We start from the raw sequence: 21,365 nt of genomic DNA, 5'->3' as shown, positions 1-21,365 counted from the left end.
CGGCTACGGCCGCATGCGGAACTCGTAGGCGGCCGGGAGGGGTTCGTCGGTGAGGCGGGCCCAGAGCTCGCCGAGGGTCTCCGCGCCCTCGCGGAGGTCCGGGACCTCGAAACCGGCGTCGAAGACGGCGCGGGCCTCGTCCGGGCGCCCCTCGGCGAGGAGGAGCCGGGCCTCCAGGAACCGGAAGGCGCCCCGCGCCCGGACCTCCTCCGGCAGCGCCCGCCACAGGGCGCGGGCCCGGCCGGGGCGGCCGGCCGCCAGCTGGGCGTCGATCGCCTCGCGGGCCAGCGCCGCCGCGACCGTCACGCCGGCCGGCCCGTCCACGGCGCCGTCCAGTTCCGCGCACGCCTCGGCGAAGCGGTGGGCGGCCCGCTCGGGGTGTCCGTCCTCGCGGTCGGCGACGGCGAGGCAGTACAGCAGGGGCCAGCGCACCGCCGCCCCGGCCAGGCCCCGCTCCCAGCTGCGGACCGCCTGGGCCCGGTCGCCGGCGTGCCACTGGGCGATGCCGAGGTGGTACTCGGTGGACGGGTCGGCGGGGGCGGTCTCCAGCATGTCCCGCCAGGCCGGGGCGGTCTGCGGCGGGAACGGCACGGCCCCCTTGGCGGGCGGCGGCAGGACGCCGGTGCGCAGCAGGGCCCGCCAGGGTTCCTGCTCGGCGCCGAGCGCCGTCTCCGGGAAGGGGGTGCCGGGGAGGAGGTGGCCGGCCCGCAGGGCCTCCAGCGCGCCCCAGCCGGAGCCCGTCGCCAGGACCGCGTCCGGCTCCGGGTCGGTGTCGGCGGCCCGCTCCCGCCAGGCGGCGTGCGCGGTGTCGACGGCGGCGCGCGGCAGGGCCAGGTCGAGGGCGCGCTCGGCCTCGGCGCGGGCCGCCGCCCAGTCGGCGCCGAGCGCGGCGCCCGGATCGGCGGCCAGCGGCCCGTACGCCTCCAGCCAGCTCAGCTCCGATCCGGGGGCGAGTTCGAGGTGTTCGAGCTGGGTGCGGGCGAGACCGGCCTGGATCTCGGCGTACCCCTCGGTGCCGGGCTCGGTGAGCCATTCCTGCCAGCGGCGGCCGCCGGGGCCGGTGCCCCAGACGAAGAGCTTGCGGCCGCGCAGGAGGTCGGTGGAGGTCTGGACGAGGCCGGTGCCGTCCTCGTCGAGGGCGGCGATCCAGCGGCGGCCGCCGTCGGGGAGGTCGTAGAACCAGTCGGCGGCGTGGGTGCTGCGGTCCGGCCGGGAGCGGTCCGTGCCGTCCTCCCCCGCCGGCACGGGGACCCGGCGCAGGCCGCGCTCGTAGCCGTGGTGCCAGGCGGCGTCGGCGGGGGCGAGGATCCGCCGGCGCTCGGGGACGGCGGCGTTGGACCACCAGAAGAGGGGCGCGGGACGCTCGTGCGGGTTGCGGACGCGGACGCCGACGAGGAGGAAGTCGGAGCCCTCCGGCAGCCACAGGTCGACCTGGAACGGCAGGTCGCGCAGGCGCTCCCACTCCCACAGGCGGAGCATCGGGGTGCCGTCCGGCGCGGGGACGGCGGCCGCGTGCACCGGGGCGCAGGAGAGGGTGGAGTGGCCGGTGGCGCCGGTGTTCCACTCGATGCCGCCGGAGAACCAGGCGCCGTTGAGGGCGAAGGCGGCGGGCTGGAACACGGGGTTGCGGTAGACGAGTTCGCGGCCGGTGGGCTTGTGGTGGAGGGAGTGGACCCGGCCGCCGAGACCGGGCAGGACGGTGACCCGCAGCCGGTCGTTCTCCAGGACGAGGGCGTCGAGGGCGGTCTCCGCGCGGTCCCGGCCGTAGCCGTCGCGGACCGGGGCGGGCAGCAGGCTGCGCAGCGGCGCCCGGCCGATGCCCCGCGCCATCTCGCGCGGCAGGGCGGCGAGTTCCCCGGGACCGAGGGCGTGCGCCGGGCCGGGGACGCGGAGGGCGGGCAGCGGGTTGTCCGGGCCGAGCGGGGCCGCCGGGAGGGTGAGCACGGCGCGTCGTACGGTCGTCATCCGCCCATGGAACACGCCGGGGCCCGCCCTGAACAGACCGCGTGACCAGGGCTTTCAGCCGGCTTTTATCGGAATGCGCCCGGCCCGGACCGGGGCCTAGGGTGGAGGGTCGTCCGCCGCCGGGGCGGGCGCCTGGAGCACCACGGGAGTACGAGAGATGGGCACGCCACACACCTACCGGGTCATCGTGCGGGGCACCTTCGACGGGCTGTCGCCCGAGAGCCGGGAGCGGCTGCTCGCCGAGGTGGAGGAGCACGGCCTGACGGCGATGCGGTTCACCGAGGAGGGCTCGCTCGCCTACGACCGGACGCTCAAGCACTTCTCCTACCGGCTGGTCGTCGAGTCGGACGCCGAGGACGGCGACGAGATGGCCGGCGCGCTCGCGGAGGAGCGGGTGGAGGCGGCGCTCGCGGCGCTCGGCCACGGTCACAAGGGGCTGAGGTCCACGGTCACCGACCTCGACACGATGAAGGTCAACCGCAAGGGGCGGTGATCGCCCAGCGCTCGTGGTCCCGCCAGGCCCCGTCGATGAAGAGCATCGCGGGCGAGAAGCCCTCCAGGCGGAAGCCGGCCCGGCGGACCAGGGCGCGGGAGGGGGCGTTGCCGGGCTGGATGTTGGCCTCCAGGCGGTGCAGCCCCATCGGCCCGAAGGCGTACGCCAGGAGGAGCCCCAGCGCCTCCCCCATCAGGCCCCGTCCGGCGGCGTGCGCGAAGGCGCCGTAGCCGAGGGTCCCGTTGCGGAAGGCGCCGTGGACGATGTTGTTGACGGTGAGGAACCCGGCGATGCGGCCGGCCTCCGCCCGTTCGCAGACGAGGAAGCCCTCCCGGGCGGGCTCCTCGATCAGCGCGCCCGCGTAGGCGGCGTACCGCTCGGGGGTGCGGGGCGGGAAGAGCCACGGCCGGTGCAGCGCGACGCTCTCCTCGGCCCGGGCGGTGAACTCCCCGGCGTCGTCGAGCGTGAACGGCCGCAGCCCCACCCGGGGCCCGGCCGTGAGCCAGCGGTCATGATCATCGGGCATGCCCCCAGGCTAACCCCGGCCGGAACCCCGGGCCCGGGGCCAGGGCCGTACGGGTCCGGGGGCGGAGGCGTACGGCTCCGAGGGCGGGCGCGTACGGCTCCGAGGGCGGGCGCGTACGGCTCCGAGGGCGGGCGTACGGTTCCAGGCGCGCGGCCCGGGGCGTGCGCCGCCCTGGGTGCGCGCCCCCGGCGGCGGGCGGGTCAGCGGCGGGCCGTCGTCACGCGGAGCGGGCAGGGTTCGCCCTTGCGGAGGACGCCGATCACGACCGTCGAGCGGCGGTCGAGGCCCGTGCCGGCGACCGGGTACTGGGTGCAGACCCGCCAGTGCGGGGGCCACAGCACCCGCCGGTCCCGGCCGCTCGCGTCGTGGACGTCGAGCCGGGTGCGGTGGTCCAGGCGGGTGAAGACCCGCCACAGGCCCCGGCCGCGGAAGTCCGGCATCGGCGGGGTCGCCCCGGCCGCCGCCTCCCTGGCCCGCCGGGCCCGCCGGGCGTCCGTGTCCCCGGCGGCCCCGGCCGCCACCGCGGCGACGGCCAGCGCCGCGCCCGCCCCGATCAGGGCCCCGCGCCTCACTTGCCCCTCCTGAAGCCCCTCCGGGCCACGTACCAGCCGCAGAGCGCGCCCAGCAGGGCGGTGGCGAGCAGGGCGAGGTAGAGCGGCATCGTCACCTCGGGGATCAGCAGCCGGATCTCGACCTGGCGGGTGTTCTCGAAGATGAAGACGAGCAGGAGGACCGCGACGACCGCGATCGCGATCCGTCCGGGGGTGACGGCGCCGAGCCGTTCCCCCCTCTTCGTGCCTGCCGTGTCCTTGGGACTCATGCCCGGCCCTCTCCTCCGTCGTCCGTCTCGGGCGTACCCGTGGGACCAGAATGGGGGGATCGGCACGCCGGCGGGACGGTGGACAGCTCCGTCCGGGTGACTTGTCAGACAACTCGGTCCGGCTACGGTGGTGGCCGGACGACGGACGAGGAGGGGCCTTGGCGGTCAGCGGGCACCGGCGGCGACCGGTGGTGGCGCTCTACGAGCGGATCGCGGACGCCGTCCACGACGGCACCTATCCGCCCGGTTCGGCCCTCCCCTCCGAGCCGAAGCTCGCCGCCGAGCTGGGCGTGAGCCGGCCCGCGCTGCGCGAGGCGCTGCTGCTGCTCCAGGAGGACGGGCTGGTCACGGTGCGCCGCGGGGTGGGCCGGACGGTGAACGCGCGGCCACCGCGCCGCGGCTTCGAGCAGATCCGGCCGCTGGAGGAGCTGATCGGCGGCGGCACGGAGCCCCGGGTCCGGGCCCTGCTGCGCACCCTGGAGGAGCCCACCGACTTCACCACCCAGCACCTGCTGGCCCCGGCCCGGGCGGAGCTGCGGTTCTGGGAGTCGGTGCTGAACGGCGAGGCGGGACCGGCCGCGCTGTGCCACGAGTGGGCGGCGGCGGACGAGGTCCTGGACCGCGTCCACCCGCCCTTCGCCCGCGCGCTGCGGGAGCGCGAGGCGGCGCCGGAGGCGGGCGGCGCGTCGTCGATGCTCGCGGTCCTGCTCGGGGCCTCGCGGGAGGTGGCGCTGCACGCCCACAGCGGGATCACCGCCACCCTGCTCGGGCGGCGGCGGGGCGAGCAGCTGGGCCGCCCCGCGGACACCCCCGCGGTCCTCGTGACCCAGGTGGTGCGGGTCGGGGACGCCCCGGTCCTGGCCGCCAAGCACATGCTCCCGACGGGCGCGCCCGCGCTGCCGGTCCTCCAGTCCCACTGACGGCGCCACCGCCGGTCCGCGCCGCCGGGGCCGGTCGGCGGAGTCCGGCAGGCGGCCCCGCCGGCCCCGTCGCGGAGCGGCGGCCGTACGGCTCCGGGGCCGCGCGGCCGCGGGACGCCGGGGCCTCCGGCCGGCCCCGCCCGGACCCCGCCCGCGGAGCCGTACCCGAGTGCGCTCGCGGTGCCGCGCGTCCGCCCCTCCCGCGCCGGGCGGGTCATGACGTACACTTCCCCGCCATGCACTTGTCTGACAACCCTGCCACGTCCGCCCGGCCCGTCGTCTCCGACTGGATCCGCCGCGCCCCCAAGGCCGTCCTCCACGACCACCTCGACGGCGGGCTCCGCCCGGCCACCATCGTCGAGCTGGCCCGGGAGTGCGGCTACACCGCGCTGCCGACCGAGGACCCGGCCGAGCTCGCGGTCTGGTTCCGCGACGCCGCCGACTCCGGCTCCCTGGAGCGCTACCTGGAGACCTTCGCCCACACCTGCGCGGTGATGCAGACCCGCGGGGCGCTGGTCCGGATCGCGGCCGAGTGCGCCGAGGACCTGGCGGCGGACGGGGTCGTCTACGCGGAGGTGCGGTACGCCCCCGAGCAGCACCTGGAGGCCGGGCTGACCCTCGACGAGGTCGTCGAGGCGGTCAACGAGGGCTTCCGCGAGGGCGAGCGCCGGACCGGCGGCCGGATCACCGTCCGGGCGCTGCTCACCGGCATGCGGCACACCGACCGCTCCCTGGAGATCGCCCAGCTGACCGTCGCCCACCGGGACAACGGCGTGGCCGGCTTCGACATCGCCGGCGGCGAGATCGGCAACCCGCCGGCCCGCCACCTGCCCGCCTTCCAGCACCTGAAGCGGGAGAACTGCCACTTCACCATCCACGCGGGCGAGGCCGTCGGCGCCGAGTCGATCCACGAGGCGGTGCAGGTCTGCGGCACCGAGCGGATCGGGCACGGCGTGCGGATCACGGACGACATCGCCGAGGACGGCACGCTCGGCCGGCTCGCCGCGTACGTCCGCGACAACCGGATCGCCCTGGAGGTCTGCCCGACCTCCAACCTCCAGACCGGCGCGGCCAAGGACTACGCCTCGCACCCGATCGACGAGCTGCGCCGCCTCGGCTTCCGCGTCACCCTCAACACCGACAACCGCCTCGTCTCCGGCACCACCATGAGCGAGGAGTTCCAGCACGTGGCGGACGCCTTCGGGTACGGACCCGAGGTCTTCGAGGAGTTCACGGTCGCCGCCCTGGAGGCCGCGTTCCTGCCGCTGCCGGAGCGGAACCGGCTGATCGAGGAGGTCGTGCGCCCGGGGTACGCGGCGCTCTGACGCCCCGGGGAGGACGGCGGGCGCCGTCCTCCCCGGTGGAAGAATGGCGGCATGACAGCTGCTGAGGAGTTCAGGCCCGAGTCGGAGCGGATCACGCGCACCCTGCGCGACCAGATCATCGACGGGACGCGGGCGCCCGGCAGCCGGCTGGTGGAGCGGGAGATCGCGGCCGAGCTGGACGTGAGCCGGCTGCCGGTCCGCGACGCGCTGCGGGACCTGGTCAACGAGGGGCTGGTGACGCCCCGGCCGCGCACCTGGGCGGTGGTTCGGGAGTTCACCGCCTCCGACATCGCCGACCTCATCGAGGTCCGGTCCGCCCTGGAGATCCTGGCGTTCCGGCTGGCGGCCCAGCGGCGCACCCGCGCGGGGCTCGCCAAGCTGCGCGCCGACCTCGACGCCGAGCAGGCGGCGGCGGCGCGGGGCGACGGGGCGGAGGCGCGGCGGGCGGCGGCCGACTTCCACGAGACCGTCACCGAACTCGCCGACAACGCCCTGCTGACCGAGCTGGAGGGGACGCTGCGGAGCCGGATGCGCTGGCTGCTGGGCCAGCACGACGACTTCACGGTCGTGGCCGAGGAGCACGAGGAGCTCTACCGGAAGATCGAGGCGCGGGACGTGGAGGGCGTCGAGGAGCTGGCGCTGCGTCACCTGGAGACCAGCCAGAGCAAGGCGACCGCGCACCAGCGGAGGGCGACGGGGAGCTGACCGCCCCCTCCGGGCGGCGCGCCGCGTGGTCGAGGAGTCCCGGTCCGGGTGGCCGGGTTTCCTTTCGCGTTCCCCCCGCCCCCGTCCGGGGCGGGGGGGCGCTCCGGCGGGCGCGGAGGGGGCCTCGGCGCGGAGGGCTCCGGCGCGCGGAGGGCCTCGGCGCGCGGAGGGCTCCGGTCAGAGCAGGGCGGGGACGTCGAGGGCGAGCGTGCCGGCGTCGGCGTCGAGGACCGCCGGCACGCCGAGCGGCACGGTCGGCGCGGTGCGGGCGTGGCCGAAGCCCAGCCCCTCCAGGACGGGCACGCCGAGGCCGCCGAGCCGGTCGGCGAGGACCGCGCGGACCTCCTCGTACGGGCCGCACTCCTCCCACGAGCCGAGGGCGATCCCGGCGACGCCGTCGAGCCATCCGGAGCGCAGCAGCTGGGTGAGGATCCGGTCCAGGCGGTACGGCTCCTCCCCCACGTCCTCCAGGAGGAGCAGCCCGCCGCGGGCGGAGGGCCGGGCGTGCGGGGTGGCGAGGTCGGCGGCGAGCAGGCTGACGCAGCCGCCGAGGGTGACGCCGGCGGCGCGGCCCGGTGCCAGGGGTCGCGCGGTCTCCGCCCCCAGGACGCGGACCGTCTCCGGCTCGAAGAGGGTGGCCCGCAGGGAGTCGCGGGTGCGCGGCTCCGTGAGGAAGGCCTCGGTCGCGGTCATCGGGCCGTGCAGGGTGGCGAACCCGGCGCGGACGGCGAAGGCCTCGTGCAGGGCGGTGACGTCGCTGTAGCCGATGAAGGGCTTGGGGCCGGCCGCGCGGATCGCCTCCCAGTCCACCAGGTCCACCATGCGCTGGGCGCCGTACCCGCCGCGCGCGCAGATCACGGCGGCGACGGAGGGGTCGCCGTACGCCTCGGTCAGGTCGCGGGCCCGGTCGCGGTCCGCGCCCGCCACGTGTCCGAGGGTCGGGTGGGCGTCGAGGACGTGCGGGGCGACGACCGGTTCGAGCCCCCAGTCGCGCAGGAGGTCGAGCCCCGGCCGGAGCCGCTCCTCGGGGACGGGGCCGCTGGGGGCGACCACGGCGATCCGGTCGCCGGGGCGCAGTCGCGCGGGGCGGGCGAGCGCCGGGACGGCGGGGGTCACGCGCGCAGCTCCAGCTCCGGCACGTCGGGCCGCTCGAAGCCGAAGACCTTGGCGTAGAGGGCGAGTTCGGCCTCCAGGGCACGGATCATGGTGTCGGCGCGGCGGAAGCCGTGGCCCTCGCCGGGGAAGGCGAGGTAGGCGTGCGGGACGCCGCGGCCCGCGACGCGGGCGAGCAGCCGCTCGGCCTGGGCGGGCGGGCAGATGACGTCGTCGAGGCCCTGGAGGAGGAGGAAGGGGGCGCTGATCCGGTCGACGTGCTCGATCGGGGAGCGCTCCGCGTACCGCTCGGGCACCTCGTCGAGGGGGCCGACGAGGCCGTCGAGGTAGCGGGACTCGAAGTCGTGGGTCTCGCCGGTGGCCCAGCCCTTGAGGTCGAGGACGGGGTAGATGATCGTGCCGCAGGCGTAGACGTCGGTCCGGACGAGGGAGACGGCGCTGGTCCAGCCGCCGGCGCTGCCGCCGCGGATCGCGAGCCGGGCGGGGTCGGCGGTGCCCTCGGCGGCGAGGGCGGTGGCGACGGCGGCGCAGTCCTCGACGTCGACGACGCCCCACTGGCCGCGCAGCCGTTCCCGGTAGGCGCGGCCGTGGCCGGTGGAGCCGCCGTAGTCGACCTCCACGACGCCGATGCCGCGCGAGGTGAAGTAGGCGGTCTCCAGGTCGAGGACGCGGGCGGAGCGGCCGGTGGGGCCGCCGTGGGCGCGGATGACGTAGGGCGGGAGCTCGCCGGCGGGGCCGGTGGAGCCGGGGTTGCGGGGCGGGTGGACGTGGGCGTGGATCTCGCGCCCGCCGGGGCCGGTGAAGGTGCGGCCGACGGGCTCGGGGTAGTAGCCGGGGTCGACGCGGTCGGTGTGCGGGGAGCCGACGACCCGGGCGCGTCCGGTGCGGGTGTCGAGTTCGACGACCTCGTGGCGGCGGTGGGGTCCGGCGGCGACGCCGAGGACCCGGGTGCCGTGGACGGCGAGGGTGGAGGACCAGGCGGTCCAGGGTCCGGGGACGTCGGCGAGGGTGCCGGTCTCGGGGTCGAGTATCCCGAGGACGGCGTCGCCGCGGCCGTGGAGGACGGCGATCGGGCCGGTCTCCAGGGCCTGGAACCAGGTGAGTCCGGTCTGCCAGAGGGGACCGGCGAACTCCTCCTCGCGGGGGCAGAGGGCCCGGAGCGGCCCGGGGGTCCCGTCGGCGGCGAGCTCGGCGCGGTAGAGGTTCCACCAGCCGGTGCGGTCGCTGGCGAGGAGGAGCCGGCCGGCGGCGTCCCAGCCGGCCTGCGGCACCGACTCCTCCGGGCCCCCGGCGACCGTCCGGGCGTCCTTGAGCTCGCCCTCGGCGGTGATCTCGGCGAGGACGGCCTCGGTGCCGTCCCAGGGCATCCGGGGGTGGTCCCAGGCGAGCCAGACGGCCCGCTGTCCGTCGGGGGAGATCCGGGGTCCGGTGACGAACCGGTGGCGGCCGTCGGAGAGTTCGCGCACGGCCGTCCGGTCGTCGGCGGCGGAGCCGTCGAGGGGGACGGCGGCGAGGACCCGGCGGACGTCGGTGGGCGCGGGCCCGGTGAACTCCTCCAGGACGCACCAGACCTCGCCCCGGCCGGGCAGGAGCACGGGGTCGGCCCAGCGCAGTCCGCCGCCCACCGGGGAGACGGGGGTGAGCGGCCGGGGCTCCGCGCCGGGTCCCGCGTCGGGCTCGTACGCGTAGAGCCGCTGGTCGGGGAAGTGGCAGAAGACCACCAGGGGGCCGGTGCCGGGCCGTTCGGCGGCGGCCCAGGGGCGGCCGCCGTACTCGATGACCCGGCTCCGCACGTTCCACGGCGGCGGCAGGAGGACGGCCTCGGTGCCGTCGGCCCGGCGCCGGACCAGGGTCCGGCGGCCGCCCTCGGCGGGGCGGGGGGCGCTCCACCACACCTCGTCGCCGACGGTGCCCAGGTGGTCGGGCCGGCCGTCGTCGGCGGCCGCCAGCGCGGCGGTGACGGGCGACGGCCAGCTGCCGTAGGCGGCCGTGTTCTGCATCCTCTGCTCCCCCAGGGTCCGGTGGGTCGTGCGGTCTTCCGGTGCTAAGCGGTCTTCAGGTAGTGGTCGAGCACCCGCACGCCGAAGTGCAGGGCGTCGACGGGGACGCGTTCGTCGACGCCGTGGAACATCGCCCCGTAGTCCATGCCGGGGGGCAGCTTCACCGGCGAGAAGCCGTAGCCGGTGATGCCGAGCCGGGAGAACTGCTTGGCGTCGGTGCCGCCGGACATGGTGAAGGGCAGGGCGTGCCCGTCCGGGTCGAAGCGCCCGACGGCGGCCCGGAGCTTGGCGAAGGTCGGGGAGTCGACGGGGGCTTCGAGGGGGACCTCGCGGTGGTGGAACTCCCACTCCACGTCCGGGCCGGTGAGCCGGTCCATGGTGGCGGCGAACTCCTCCTCGGCGCCCGGCAGCATCCGTCCGTCGACGTAGGCGACGGCCTGGCCGGGGATGACGTTGCACTTGTACCCGGCCTGGAGCATGGTCGGGTTGGCGCTGTTGCGGACGGTGGCCTCGACGAGGGCGGCGGCCGGGCCGAGCTTGTCGAGGAGGACCGGGACGTCGAGGCCGGGGTCGTCGAGGTCGACGTCGATGCCGTGCAGGGCGGCCAGTTCGGCGAGGGCGGCGCGGACGGTGGCGGTGAGCCGGACGGGCCAGGTGTGGTCGCCGATGCGGGCGACGGCGGCGGCGAGGCGGGTGACCGCGTTGGCGTCGTTGACCTTGGAGCCGTGGCCGGCCCGGCCGCGGGCGGTGAGCTTGAGCCAGGCGGTGCCCCGTTCGCCGGCCCCGATGGGGTAGAGGGTCATGCCCGGCTGGGGGTGGAAGCTGAAGGCGCCGGATTCGCTGATGCCCTCGGTGCAGCCCTCGAAGAGGGCGGCGTGCCGGTCGGCGAGGAAGGCGGAGCCGTCCTCGGCGCTGTCCTCCTCGTCGGCGGTGTAGGCGAGGACGATGTCGCGGCGCGGCCGGACGCCCTGGCGGGCCCAGGAGCGGGCGACGGCGAGGACCATCGCGTCCATGTTCTTCATGTCGACGGCGCCCCGGCCCCAGACGACGCCGTCGCGGACCTCGCCGGAGAAGGGGGGGAGGGTCCACTCGGCGGGGTCGGCGGGGACGACGTCGAGGTGGCCGTGGACGAGGAGCGCCGGGGCGGCCGGGTCGGTGCCGGGGATGCGGGCGACGACGTTGGTGCGGCCGGGGGCGCGCTCCAGGAGGGTCGGTTCGAGCCCGGCGTCGGCGAGTCGTTCGGCGACGTACTCGGCGGCGGGGCGCTCGCGGCAGTCGCCGCCGCCGCGGTTGGTGGTGTCGATGCGGATGAGGTCGGAGGTGAGGGCGACGACCTCGTCGAGCGCCGTCGCGTCCGGCCCCGCGGGGGACGCGTCCGGGGAGGACGTGTCCGCGGGGGACGTGCTGCTAGCCATACTGCTCCTCCACGGCGGCCGAGACGATCGTCGTGACCGCTTTGAACGTGCGGATCGCCTCGTACATCGTCGCGCTGGTGTAGGCGACGCGCCGTTCGCCGCTCCGCACCACGCCGGGAACCACCGTGGCGGCGGCACCCAGGTGCTCGGCGTCGAACTCGACCTCCACGGTGTGCGGCCCGGCGTGGACCGGCTCGTGGCGGACGGCGAGGGCGGCGGCCTCCCGGGCGGCGGCCCGGATGTCGGCGGCGGTGCGGGCGGGGGTCCGGCACACCGCCGCGTACCGGGAGACGTGGTCCTTGACGGCGACCTTGAGGGCCTCGGGGGCGTACCCGAGGGCGTCCTCGCAGGTGAGGTCGTCGCCGGTGACGAGGACGACGGGGACGCCGTACTCGGCGGCCACGTGCGCGTTGAGCACGCCCTCGCTCGCCCGCCGGCTGTTCAGCCAGACGCCGGTGATGGAGTTGGCGAGGTAGGTGTGGGCGAGGACGCCCTCGGCGCCGGCGCCGGTGTGGTAGCCGACGAAGGCGATGCCGTCGACGTCGCCGTGCTGGACGCCCTCGACCATGGAGAGCGACTTGTGCCGGCCGGTGAGCATCTGGACGCGGTCGTCGAGCCGCTCCAGGAGCAGGTTCCGCATGGTCCAGTGCGCCTCGTTCACCAGCACCTCGTCGGCGCCGCCGTCGAGGAAGCCGAGCGCCGCCGCGTTCACGTCGGAGGTGAACATCGGCCGGCAGCGCTCCCACTGCGGCGTGCCGGGGAGCACGTCGGCGGGCCAGGTCACGCCCGTCGCGCCCTCCATGTCGGCGCTGATGAGGATCTTCATGGGGGAACCGTACGCTCCGCCCGGGGGCCGTACCACCCCTGTGGACAACTACCGTTGGAGTGGACCACTGGTGCCGGGGGAAGGGCCGGCGCCGGTCGGCCGGGGCCGTTCCGCGAAGGTCCGCGGATCCGTCTCGGACATGCGGCGCAGCGCCTCGGCGGCGCGTTCCGCGGGTGGCCCGCCGTCGTCGGGCAGGTGCCACGTGTAGAACGGGCCCCGCCCGCCGGCGCCGTCCGGGGGCGGGCCCGTGAAGGTGACGACGGTGACGTCGGGGTCCCTGAAGTCCGTGCTGATCCAGCCCTGCCGCAGGCCCCAGCGGGTGAGCGCTTCGGGCCGGTCGCGGAGCCCGGCGGTGATCAGGCGGGCGGTGTGCCGGGCCGGCCAGGTCCAGCCGTGGTCGTGCTCCGCGCGGGCGATCTCGGCGTCGTAGGCATCGGCGTCGAAGCGGTACGCGGGGAGCTCCGGCTCCCGGCCGGGCCGCCGCCACCCGCTCCACACCACGTGCGCCCCCTCGCGGCGGACGGTGGCGTAGAGGGCGCCGCAGCAGGCCTCGGCGCAGGAGGTGACGCCGAGCCGTACGGGGCGGGGTTCGGCGCCGGCCCGCAGGGAGCCCGTGTCGAGGAGTTCCTCGGGGGTGTCGCCCCGCCCCTGCGGAAAGGCTCCGGGCAGGATCGGGCGCCCGTCGACCAGAGGCCGGGTCTCGACGGGTTCCGGCCCGGCCGGGTCGGGGACCGCCACCTCGATCCGCAGCCGGGGCGCGGCGGCGGGGGTGTCGGGGCGCGCCGCGCGCAGGTGCCGGGCGGTGCGCCGGATCCAGTCGGCCCGCCGTCCCGTCCCCGCGGGTTCGCGCACGGCGTCCAGGAGCCGTCCGAGGACGGCCTCGCGCCGGCCGGGGGCCCAGTCGAGGAGGTGGGAGGCGCCGCTGTGGAGGTCCTGGGCGAGGGTGAGGAGCCGGGCCTGGTGGCCGGGGTCCGGGGGCAGCAGGCGGGCCCGTTCGGCCACGGTCCCGTAGAGGGCGACGGCGTCGGCGTACTCCAGGATCTCGACCCCGTGGTCGCCCTGGGCGACCGTCCGGGCGAGGAGCCGCAGGGCCTGGGCGAGGAGGGCCGTGTCCTCGGGCGCCCGGTCGAGGAGTTCCGCGAGGCCGGTGGCCTCGGCGACGCGGCGGGCGTGGTCGGGCCCCATCCGCCGGTCGCGCGGGGCGAGCCCGAGGAGCGCTTCCCGCACGGCGGCGTGATCGCGCTCGGCGACGGCCTCGACGAGCCGGCGCGGCCCGTTCAGGGGGTAGTGGGTCAGCCAGAGCAGGGCGGCGGCGGGCCGGTCCAGGGGGTCGAGGGCCTCGTAGGCGTACCGGAAGACGCCGTCGAGCGCTCCGAGGGCGCGCAGGTACGGGACGTCCTCGGGTTCGCCGAGCCGCACGAGCAGTCCGAGTCCGGCGGCCACGCCGTGGACGGTCGTGCCGCCGCGGACGAGCCGCCGGGCCAGGGCGCGGGCGGCGGCCGGGTCGCCGGGGTCGAGCGCGGCGGCGGAGTGGAAGACGAGGTGCTCGCGGACGCCGCAGGCGACGAGCGCGCGTTCGGTCTCGGCGGCGGCGCGGTCGGTGTCGGCCCCGGTCGCTCCGGCGAGCAGGAGGCGGGCGACGGTCGCGCGGGCCTCCCGGTGGGGCGGGCGGGGCCGTGCTCCGCCCGACGGCCGTGCCGTGTCGGGGAGGGGGTGGCCGCCCGGGGGCGGCACGGCGCCGGGAGCGGCGGCGCCGAGGCCCAGGGCGTACGCGTGGAGGGAGGGCGCGGGCGTCGGCCGCGCGGGCGGGGCGCTCACCGCGCGGGGCGGGTCTCGATTCCGTGGATCATGGGGGCATCCTGCCCGACGGCCCTTCCGGGCACCATCCCTTTGTCCGGCGGCCCGGTTCCGGAATCGGGCCAAACATCGCCAAGGGGTACGTATAGGCTGTCGGCCGCAGTTGTCCCGACCGACCGACCGGAGAGCCCTCGGTGACCATCGCCCTCGACCCGTCCGACACCACCCCCGCCACGCCCGCCGCCACCGCCGAGCCCGCCGCCGAGCCGGAGGAGGGCTTCTGGGTCCCGCAGGCCGCGGAACCCCAGGACGTCCCGGCGCCCGAGGAGGAGGACCCCGCCGACCACGACCCGGTCGTCGTCCGGGACGCCCGGGAGTTCGGGGTCTACGCCCGGACCGGTGGCTGGACCTTCGCGCTCAAGGTGGCGCGCAGCGTGCGGCCCGGCGGGCAGCCGGCCGAGGGGACGGCGGCGCGGAAGGTGTCGGCACGGGCGTTCGCCGCGCTCGCGGGGTGCTCGCCGGAGCGGGTGATGCGCCACTACAAGGCGTGGGACATGGCTGCGGACGACGGTCTGGTGCCGCAGTTCGAGGTCCTGGAGCCCGGCGCCGACGTCGACCTGCCGGACGCGGACGTCTGGCTGTCGTACTACACCTCCCGCAACAGCGCGTCCTCCGTGCGCGGTCAGGCGATCAGCGCGGCGGCCGAGGCGGAGGGCATCCGGCCGACGAAGGCGCTGGAGGTGGCGGAGAACCCGACGGCGCTGCGGGCCGCGATCCTCGCCGACCCGGGGACGGCGGAGGCGGCGCGCGGGGCGCTGCTCGACCGGATGAAGGAGGACCCGGCGCTCCAGACGGAGATGGCGCGGGCCATCGCCCGCACCGACGGCCTGAAGAAGGCGGTGGCGAGCGAGGCGAAGGTCGCCGACCGGATCGGCTACGTCCGCCAGATCGTCGAGAACGGGCAGATCAGGACCCCGGCCGGGCAGACCGTGGAGGCGCCGGCCGAGGTGCGCGCGGAGGCCGAGCGCCATCTGTCGCTGATCGACGAGCTGGACGACTCGGAGGAGGCCGGCGAGTGGGCCGGCGAGGCGTACGAGACGGTGAAGGGCCTGGTCGCCAGGGCGGTCGAGGAGGACCCGGCGCTGCGGGTGCAGGAGCGCCGGACCCGTTTCTACAGCTCCCTCCAGAAGGCCACGAAGGTCTTCGAGGAGCTGACCCTCGACGAGGTGCTGGAGGAGGAGATCTACGAGGAGGACATGCTCCAGCGCCTCGAAGCCCTCCAGGAGGCGATCGGCAGCTGCGTCGCCGCCCTGCGCAAGGCGGCCCCGACCGCCTCCTGAGCGGTCGTCAGTCCTGGTGGCCGAGGTGGAGGTCGCGTTCGGTGCGGCCGCCGCCGGCCACCTGGAGGACGGTGGCGACGGGCGGGTAGCCGGCGGCGATGACCGTGTACTCGCCGGAGGACAGGTCGACGAAGCGGAAGGTGCCGTCGGGGCCGGTGGTGAGGGTGTCGACGACGTTCCCGGCCGCGTCGAGCAGGGTGACCCGGGCGTCCTCCACCAGGCGCCCGCCGCCGGCCCTGACCGTGCCGCGCAGGACCGCGCCGCCCGCCAGCTCGATGTCCTGGCGGGTCTCGCGGGAGGACTGGACGCTGACCGGGACGGCGGCGGGCCGGAAGGCGGGGGCGCTGGCGGCGAGGGTGTACTCGCCGGCGACCAGTTCGGTGATCACGTACCCGCCCTCGCGTCCGCTGCGGGTGGAGGCGACGACCTCGCCGCGGACGTCGGTGAGGGTGACGGCGGCGTCCCGGACGGGGGTGCCGTCGGCGGTGCGGACGGTGCCCGCGAGGCGGCCGGCGCCGCCGAGGACCACGTCGAGTTCGACCGGGCGGTCGCCGACGGTGACGGAGACGGCCTGCGGCTGGTGGCCGCCGGCTGCGGCGATCAGCACGTACGCGCCGCTGCCGGGGACGCTGAGGGCGTACCGGCCGTCCTCGCCGCTGGCGCCGCGGCCGATCTGGCGTCCGCCGACGTCGATGAGGGTGAGCGCGGCGCGCGGGACGCGGCTGCCGTCGTGGTGCTGGACGGTGCCGCAGACGGGCACCCCGGCGTGGAGGGGTGCGGCGGGCGCCGGGGCGGGGGCGGCGTGGCGGGCGTGCGGGACGGCCTGGACGCCGGTGTCGAGGTAGGCGTCGGGGGCCTCGGTGGCGGGGGTGTGGTGGGACACCAGCGGTTTCTCCTTGAGGAAGAAGGCGAGGACGAGGCCGAGCACGAGGACCGGCACGAGGTAGAGGAAGACGCGCGGCATGGCGTCCGCGTACGCCTGGACGTAGAGGTCGCGCAGGGCGGGCGGCAGGGCGTGCACGGTCTGCGGGGTGATCGCCTCGGCGGGCGGCAGGGCGGCGGCCCCTTCGGTGGCGGAGCCCTGGAGCGCGGGGAGCCGGTCGGCGAGGGCGGAGTCGAGGCGGGCGGCGAAGAGGGTGCCGAAGATCGCGGCGCCGACGCTGCCGCCGATCTGGCGGAAGTAGTTGTGGGCGCTGGTGGCGGTGCCGAGGTCGGCGGGGCGGGCGGAGTTCTGCACGGCGAGGATGAGCACCGGCATGATCAGGCCGATGCCGGTGCCGAGCACGGCCTGCCAGAGGCTGTGGGTGAGGCGGGGCGTGCCGATGTCCATGCGGGAGAGCAGGGCCATGCCGGTGACGGCGAGCGCGGAGCCGAGCAGCGGGTAGACCTTGTACCGGCCGGTGCGGCTGATGAGCCGGCCGGAGACCACGGAGGCGACGACGATCCCGCCCATGAGCGGCAGCATGAGCAGCCCGGACTCGGTGGCGGTGGCGCCCTCGACCATCTGGAGGAAGGTCGGCAGGTAACTGGCCGCGCCGAAGAGGGCGATGCCGACGACGGCACCGACGAGGGACGTGACGGTGAAGACGGAGTCGCGGAACAGGCGCAGGGGGATGAGGGGTTCGGGCGCGAAGTGCTCGACGACGAGGAAGAGCAGGACGGTTCCGGCGGCGCCGCAGCCGAGGCCGAGGATGACCCGGTCGTCCCAGTCGTACTCGGTCCCGCCCCAACTGGTCAGCAGGACCAGGCAGGTGGAGGCGGCGGCGAGGAGCAGGGTGCCGAGGACGTCGAAGCGGGCGCGGGCCTTCGGCCTGGGCAGCTTGAGGACGGTGGCGACGACGGCGAGGGTGACGAGCCCGAAGGGCACGTTGAAGTAGAAGCACCAGCGCCAGGAGACGTGGTCGGTGAAGAAGCCGCCGAGGAGCGGTCCGGCGACGGAGGCGAGGCCGAAGGCGGCGCCGATCAGGCCCATGTAGCGGCCGCGTTCGCGGGCCGGGACGATGTCGGCGATGATCGCCTGGACGCCGATCATGAGGCCGCCGGCGCCGGCGCCCTGGAGGGCGCGGAAGGCGATGAGCTCGTCCATGGTGCGGGACCAGCCGGCGAGTCCGGAGCCGATGACGAAGACGACGATGGCGAAGAGGAAGACGCCCTTGCGGCCGAGGAGGTCGCCGAGCTTGCCGTAGACGGGCAGGCCGATGGTGGAGGTCAGCAGGTAGGCGGTGATCGCCCAGGACATCCGGTCCAGGCCCTGGAGTTCGCCGACGATCTTCGGCAGGGCGGTGGCGACGATCATCTGCTCCAGCGCGGCGAGGAGCAGTGCGAGCATGAGACCGAAGAAGACGAGCCGGACGCGGCGGGGGTCGAGGGGGGTCTCGGCCGGGGGCGGCGGCGGGGGGCCGGCGGGCGGTCCGGCCTCGGGGAGCGCTGCGGCTCCCTGGGCGTCCTTCACCAGTGTGCTCGCACCCACGTACGGCTCCCCTCGTCACGGCCTCGCCCGGGCCTCAGGAGCGGCCCCGGCGCCGGGCCATTCTTCGCATCGGGCGCGAAGCGGGAGCAAGTCGGGCGGTACGGGCGGGTGGTGGCCCCGGGAGGGGTGAACAGCGGGGCACGAGGGGGCACTTGCGGCGCTCATCAGCGCGTTTGCGGAACTCCCCGCACCCCTCGGGCGCGCCGGGCGCCGGTACGGGGGCGGCGGGGAATCCACTCGAATCGGTGAACGCTCCGGGCGTTACTTCTCGGTCTCGGCCGCCAGGTTGGCGAGCACGACGTCGTAGATCCGGGCGAGACCCTTGGGGGCGAAGGTCCGCTCGAAGAAGCCGCCGACGCCACCGGCGCCGTTCCAGACGGTGGTGACGACGGCGCGGGACTTGCCGTCGCCGGCCGGGGTCACGGTCCAGGTGGTGACCATGGAGGAGTTGCGGTCCTTCTCGACGAGCTGCCCGTCGGTGGGCTCGGTGACCTCCAGGAGGCAGTCGCGGACGCGCTTGCTGGTGGCCTGGAGCTTCCAGTGGACGAGGGTGCCCTCGCCGTCGCCGCCCTCGCGCACCTCGTACTCGCTGAAGTGCTCGGGCAGCAGCTTCGCGCGCGTGCCGCTGTAGTCGGCCAGCGTGTCGAACACGGTCTCCGCGTCCGCCGCGATGATCCGTTCCGTCGTGGCCTCGACCTGCGCCATCGCATTTCCTCCAGCTCGTGGTTGTCCAAGGGGGTGTGGGCCAAGCGAACCACGAGCCCTCCGGGGCACGAAATCCGGGTTGCGACGATCAAGGGAACAGATGTTCTATTCTGCGAGGAGAGAGAGTCGAACGTACGAGCGAAGTCGATCGAGGAGGCGTCATGCGCTGGGACCACCTGGGCGAGACCGCGCCCGTGCCCGCCGACGCCGCCCTGTTCGGCGCGGACGCGATCACGACCCGCACCTTCGACACGCCCGAGTTCCGCGGGATCACCTTCCACGAGGTCCGGGCCCGCACCATCCTCAACCGGGTCCCGGGCGCCTCCCGGATGCCGTTCGAATGGACCGTGAACCCCTACCGGGGGTGCACGCACGCGTGCGTGTACTGCTTCGCCCGCAGGTCCCACGCCTACCTCGACCTCGACACCGGCCTCGGCTTCGACACCCAGATCGTGGTCAAGGTCAACGCCGCCGAGCTCCTCGCCCGGCAGCTCGCCTCCCGCCACTGGCAGGGCGCCCACATCGCGATGGGCACCAACGTCGACTGCTACCAGCGGGCCGAGGGCCGCTACCGCCTCATGCCCGGCATCCTCGCCGCCCTGCGCGACCGCGCGAACCCCTTCTCCCTGCTCACCAAGGGCACCCTGATCCTGCGCGACCTGGAGCTGCTCGCCCAGGCCGCCGAGGTCACCGAGGTCGGCGTCTCCGTCTCGGTCGGCTTCACCGACGAGGAGCTGTGGCGCACGATCGAGCCCGGCACGCCCTCCCCGCGCCGCCGCCTCGACGTGGTCCGCGCCCTCGGCGAGCGCGGCATCGGCTGCGGGGTCCTCATGGCCCCCGTCGTCCCCTTCCTCGGCGACTCCCCCGAGCAGCTGCGCGCCACCGTCCGCGCCGTCGCCGAGGCCGGCGCCGTCTCCGTCACCCCGCTCGTCCTGCACCTGCGGCCCGGCGCCCGCGAGTGGTTCACGAGCTGGCTCGCCCGCCACCACCCGCACCTGGTCGGCCGGTACGAGCGGATGTACGCGGGCGGGGCCTACGCGCCGACCTGGTACCAGCGCCGGATCACCCGCCAGGTCCACGAGCTGGCCGCCGAGCACGGCATCGGCCCGGCCGACCGGGGCGCCCCGCGCCGCCTCCCGCGCCCCTCCCCCGCCCCGCCGGCCGGCGGCCCCGAACAGCTCACCCTCCTCTGAGCCCGGCGACACGCCGGAGGTTCACCTGACACGCCGTCATCACGCCCTCCGTTCGGGTCGAACAGCGGCGCGGCAGGCCGTGTCCCGCGCCGCGCGGGGCAGTTCACGTTCCATGACCACCCGCGCAGGAATGCTGATCGCCGCTGGGGCACTGGTCGCCGGGACGGTCGCCGTCCTGCCCGCCTCCGCCGCGAGCACCGGTGAACCGACTCCCCGCCCCCTCCCCACGCTCTCCTGGACCGCCTGCGGCACCAAGGCGTATCCGAAGCTCCAGTGCGCCACCCTCCGGGTGCCGCTCGACCACGACGACCCGGCCGGCCGGAGCATCTCGCTCGCGCTGACCCGGATCCCGCACACCGCCAAGACCTTCCAGGGCCCGCTCCTGGTCAACCCCGGCGGCCCGGGCGGCAGCGGACGCGGCATGGCCGGCTACGTCGCCGCCTCGCTGCCCGCGAAGGTCGCCGCCGAGTACGACGTCATCGGCTTCGACCCGCGCGGCGTCGGGAAGAGCGAGCCCGCGCTCGACTGCCGGCCCGGCCACTTCGACCCGGTCCGTCCCGACTCGGTGCCCCGCGACGCCGAGGCCGAGCGGACCGCCCTGGAGCGCGCCCAGGCCTTCGCCGCCGCCTGCGGCAAGAAGCACGCCGACGTCCTCCCGCACATCGACACCGTCTCCACCGCCCGCGACCTCGACCTGATCCGGCGGGCGCTGGGCGCCGAGCGGATCAACTACCTCGGCTACTCGTACGGCACCTACCTGGGCGCCGTCTACGCCCGCCTCCACCCGGAGCGGGTGCGGCGGATGGCGCTGGACTCCGTGGTCAACCCGAACGGCGTCTGGTACGAGGACAACATCGCGCAGGACTACGCCTTCGACGGCCGCCACAAGGACTTCATGGCCTGGGTGGCGAAGCACGACGGCGTCTACGGCCTCGGGAAGGACCCGGCGGCGGTCGAGGCCGCCTGGTACCGGATGCGCGAGGAGCTGCGCGACTCCCCGGCGGGCGGCAAGGTCGGGCCGGGCGAGCTGGAGGACACCTTCCTGCCCGGTGGCTACTACGACGGCTACTGGCCGGAGCTCGCGAAGGCCTTCGCCGCGTACGCCGTCGACCGCGACCCGGCTCCGCTGACGGCCGCCTACGAGCGGTACGGCGAGGCGGACTCCGCCGCCGACAACGGCTACTCCGTCTACGCCGCGGTCCAGTGCCGGGACGCCGCCTGGCCCCGGGACTGGAACGTCTGGCGGAAGGACAACTGGGAGGTCCACGCCAAGGCACCCTTCTCCACCTGGAACAACGCCTGGTACAACGCGCCGTGCGCGTTCTGGCCGGTGGAGCCGCTCACCCCGCCGAACGTCTCCAACGACCAGCTGCCGCCGGTCCTCGTCCTCCAGGCCACCGACGACGCCGCCACCCCGTACGAGGGCGGGCTCGCCCTGCACCGGATGCTGCGCGGCTCCAGCCTGGTCGTCGAGCAGGGCGGCGGGAACCACGGCGTGACCCTCGCGGGCAACGACTGCCTCGACGAGCACCTGAGCGCCTACCTCGCCGACGGCACCGTGCCGCGCGCCGGGAACGGCTCCGAGGCGGACGCCGTCTGCGCCGCCCTGCCGGGCCCCGAGCCCGAGCCGGCCGCCGCGCCGAAGACCGCCGGCAAGAAGGCGGCGGCCCGGGGCCGGACGGCCGGCACGGTCCTCCACGGCCTCCTCGGCCACGTGCGCTGATCCTCGGGTCCCCGCCGCCGGCAACGCCC

The 21,365-nt window shown here is 75.9% G+C and carries 18 protein-coding genes; 7 read left to right on the top strand and 11 right to left on the bottom strand.

Annotation, left to right across the window (positions count from 1 at the left end):
* Positions 1–3: 3 nt before the first annotated feature.
* Positions 4–1,965, bottom strand: a complete 1,962-nt coding sequence (locus tag AB0E83_RS14585) for a DUF5107 domain-containing protein (protein WP_362110202.1) — start codon at positions 1,963–1,965, stop codon at positions 4–6.
* 157 nt (positions 1,966–2,122) lie between these two features.
* Here AB0E83_RS14585 and AB0E83_RS14580 point away from each other — a divergent pair, with 157 nt between their 5' ends.
* Entirely contained in the window at positions 2,123–2,458 is a 336-nt protein-coding gene (locus AB0E83_RS14580) for a DUF6204 family protein (RefSeq protein ID WP_362110200.1), read from the top strand.
* Here the strand turns inward: AB0E83_RS14580 and AB0E83_RS14575 are convergent.
* The 3 genes from AB0E83_RS14575 to AB0E83_RS14565 all read right to left on the bottom strand — a co-directional run bounded on the left by AB0E83_RS14575 (position 2,439) and on the right by AB0E83_RS14565 (position 3,804).
* Complete coding sequence (locus tag AB0E83_RS14575) at positions 2,439–2,984, bottom strand: GNAT family protein (protein WP_362110198.1); 546 nt, start codon at positions 2,982–2,984, stop codon at positions 2,439–2,441. The two genes, AB0E83_RS14580 and AB0E83_RS14575, sit on opposite strands and share 20 nt — an antisense overlap.
* Positions 2,985–3,184: 200 nt before the next feature.
* A complete protein-coding gene (locus AB0E83_RS14570) occupies positions 3,185–3,556 on the bottom strand; it encodes a hypothetical protein (RefSeq protein ID WP_362110197.1) in 372 nt (123 codons plus the stop codon).
* The gene (locus AB0E83_RS14565) at positions 3,553–3,804 is read right to left on the bottom strand and encodes a lipopolysaccharide assembly protein LapA domain-containing protein (RefSeq protein WP_362110196.1); all 252 of its coding nucleotides are present in this window, start codon (positions 3,802–3,804) and stop codon (positions 3,553–3,555) included. The genes AB0E83_RS14570 and AB0E83_RS14565 overlap by 4 nt, the downstream gene beginning before the upstream one ends.
* A 158-nt stretch (positions 3,805–3,962) precedes the next feature.
* On the opposite strand from AB0E83_RS14565, the gene AB0E83_RS14560 reads away from it, so the two are divergent.
* The 3 genes from AB0E83_RS14560 (at position 3,963) to AB0E83_RS14550 (ending at position 6,754) form a co-directional block, all read left to right on the top strand.
* Positions 3,963–4,724 carry a GntR family transcriptional regulator gene (locus tag AB0E83_RS14560; protein ID WP_362110194.1) on the top strand — a complete coding sequence of 254 codons (762 nt, stop codon included), beginning with the start codon at positions 3,963–3,965 and terminating at the stop codon, positions 4,722–4,724.
* A 236-nt stretch (positions 4,725–4,960) separates the two neighbouring features.
* Entirely contained in the window at positions 4,961–6,049 is a 1,089-nt protein-coding gene (locus tag AB0E83_RS14555) for an adenosine deaminase (RefSeq protein ID WP_362110192.1), read from the top strand.
* A 51-nt stretch (positions 6,050–6,100) separates the two neighbouring features.
* Positions 6,101–6,754 carry a GntR family transcriptional regulator gene (locus tag AB0E83_RS14550; protein WP_362110190.1) on the top strand — a complete coding sequence of 218 codons (654 nt, stop codon included), beginning with the start codon at positions 6,101–6,103 and terminating at the stop codon, positions 6,752–6,754.
* Positions 6,755–6,931: 177 nt separating this feature from the next.
* On the opposite strand, the gene AB0E83_RS14545 is transcribed toward AB0E83_RS14550, so the two are convergent.
* The 5 genes from AB0E83_RS14545 to AB0E83_RS14525 are packed head-to-tail and all read right to left on the bottom strand — an operon-like array spanning position 6,932 to position 13,926.
* Entirely contained in the window at positions 6,932–7,870 is a 939-nt protein-coding gene (locus AB0E83_RS14545) for an LD-carboxypeptidase (protein ID WP_362110188.1), read from the bottom strand.
* Entirely contained in the window at positions 7,867–9,867 is a 2,001-nt protein-coding gene (locus tag AB0E83_RS14540) for a prolyl oligopeptidase family serine peptidase (RefSeq protein ID WP_362110186.1), read from the bottom strand. Before AB0E83_RS14540 ends, AB0E83_RS14545 begins: the two co-directional genes overlap by 4 nt.
* A gap of 44 nt (positions 9,868–9,911) precedes the next feature.
* Positions 9,912–11,282, bottom strand: coding sequence for a M20/M25/M40 family metallo-hydrolase (locus tag AB0E83_RS14535; RefSeq protein ID WP_362110184.1), 1,371 nt, complete (start codon positions 11,280–11,282; stop codon positions 9,912–9,914).
* Positions 11,275–12,108, bottom strand: a complete 834-nt coding sequence (locus AB0E83_RS14530; RefSeq protein ID WP_362110182.1) for a M55 family metallopeptidase — start codon at positions 12,106–12,108, stop codon at positions 11,275–11,277. Before AB0E83_RS14530 ends, AB0E83_RS14535 begins: the two co-directional genes overlap by 8 nt.
* A gap of 48 nt (positions 12,109–12,156) precedes the next feature.
* On the bottom strand, positions 12,157–13,926 hold the full coding sequence (locus AB0E83_RS14525; RefSeq protein WP_362110180.1) for a hypothetical protein: 1,770 nt from the start codon (positions 13,924–13,926) through the stop codon (positions 12,157–12,159).
* 173 nt (positions 13,927–14,099) lie between these two features.
* Between AB0E83_RS14525 and AB0E83_RS14520 the strand changes: the two genes are divergently transcribed.
* Positions 14,100–15,245: a hypothetical protein gene (locus AB0E83_RS14520; protein ID WP_362110178.1), complete on the top strand. Its 1,146-nt coding sequence runs from the start codon at positions 14,100–14,102 to the stop codon at positions 15,243–15,245.
* A gap of 7 nt (positions 15,246–15,252) precedes the next feature.
* Here the strand turns inward: AB0E83_RS14520 and AB0E83_RS14515 are convergent, their stop codons facing one another.
* Positions 15,253–17,715, bottom strand: coding sequence for an MFS transporter (locus tag AB0E83_RS14515; RefSeq protein ID WP_362110176.1), 2,463 nt, complete (start codon positions 17,713–17,715; stop codon positions 15,253–15,255).
* Positions 17,716–17,976: 261 nt separating this feature from the next.
* On the bottom strand, positions 17,977–18,420 hold the full coding sequence (locus AB0E83_RS14510; RefSeq protein WP_362110174.1) for an SRPBCC family protein: 444 nt from the start codon (positions 18,418–18,420) through the stop codon (positions 17,977–17,979).
* A 161-nt stretch (positions 18,421–18,581) separates the two neighbouring features.
* Between AB0E83_RS14510 and AB0E83_RS14505 the strand changes: the two genes are divergently transcribed.
* Positions 18,582–19,613 (top strand): Rv2578c family radical SAM protein, encoded by a 1,032-nt coding sequence (locus AB0E83_RS14505; RefSeq protein ID WP_362110172.1) that lies wholly within the window; start codon positions 18,582–18,584, stop codon positions 19,611–19,613.
* 112 nt (positions 19,614–19,725) lie between these two features.
* Positions 19,726–21,336 (top strand): alpha/beta hydrolase, encoded by a 1,611-nt coding sequence (locus AB0E83_RS14500; protein ID WP_362110170.1) that lies wholly within the window; start codon positions 19,726–19,728, stop codon positions 21,334–21,336.
* The last annotated feature ends 29 nt before the right edge of the window (positions 21,337–21,365 follow it).

This window comes from Streptomyces sp. NPDC035033, assembly GCF_040636735.1.
Lineage (GTDB): Bacteria > Actinomycetota > Actinomycetes > Streptomycetales > Streptomycetaceae > Streptomyces.
This window is presented reverse-complemented; position numbering and strand designations above follow the sequence as displayed.

What these genes read in the sequence shown, in the direction of transcription:
- AB0E83_RS14555 (WP_362110192.1), top strand. Translation starts at nt 4,961, where the DNA reads ATGCACTTGTCTGACAACCCTGCCACGTCCGCCCGGCCCGTCGTCTCC.
- AB0E83_RS14565 (WP_362110196.1), bottom strand. Translation starts at nt 3,804, where the DNA reads ATGAGTCCCAAGGACACGGCAGGCACGAAGAGGGGGGAACGGCTCGGC.
- AB0E83_RS14500 (WP_362110170.1), top strand. Translation starts at nt 19,726, where the DNA reads ATGACCACCCGCGCAGGAATGCTGATCGCCGCTGGGGCACTGGTCGCC.
- AB0E83_RS14510 (WP_362110174.1), bottom strand. Translation starts at nt 18,420, where the DNA reads ATGGCGCAGGTCGAGGCCACGACGGAACGGATCATCGCGGCGGACGCG.
- AB0E83_RS14535 (WP_362110184.1), bottom strand. Translation starts at nt 11,282, where the DNA reads ATGGCTAGCAGCACGTCCCCCGCGGACACGTCCTCCCCGGACGCGTCC.
- AB0E83_RS14550 (WP_362110190.1), top strand. Translation starts at nt 6,101, where the DNA reads ATGACAGCTGCTGAGGAGTTCAGGCCCGAGTCGGAGCGGATCACGCGC.
- AB0E83_RS14540 (WP_362110186.1), bottom strand. Translation starts at nt 9,867, where the DNA reads ATGCAGAACACGGCCGCCTACGGCAGCTGGCCGTCGCCCGTCACCGCC.
- AB0E83_RS14530 (WP_362110182.1), bottom strand. Translation starts at nt 12,108, where the DNA reads ATGAAGATCCTCATCAGCGCCGACATGGAGGGCGCGACGGGCGTGACC.
- AB0E83_RS14585 (WP_362110202.1), bottom strand. Translation starts at nt 1,965, where the DNA reads ATGACGACCGTACGACGCGCCGTGCTCACCCTCCCGGCGGCCCCGCTC.
- AB0E83_RS14575 (WP_362110198.1), bottom strand. Translation starts at nt 2,984, where the DNA reads ATGCCCGATGATCATGACCGCTGGCTCACGGCCGGGCCCCGGGTGGGG.
- AB0E83_RS14505 (WP_362110172.1), top strand. Translation starts at nt 18,582, where the DNA reads ATGCGCTGGGACCACCTGGGCGAGACCGCGCCCGTGCCCGCCGACGCC.
- AB0E83_RS14580 (WP_362110200.1), top strand. Translation starts at nt 2,123, where the DNA reads ATGGGCACGCCACACACCTACCGGGTCATCGTGCGGGGCACCTTCGAC.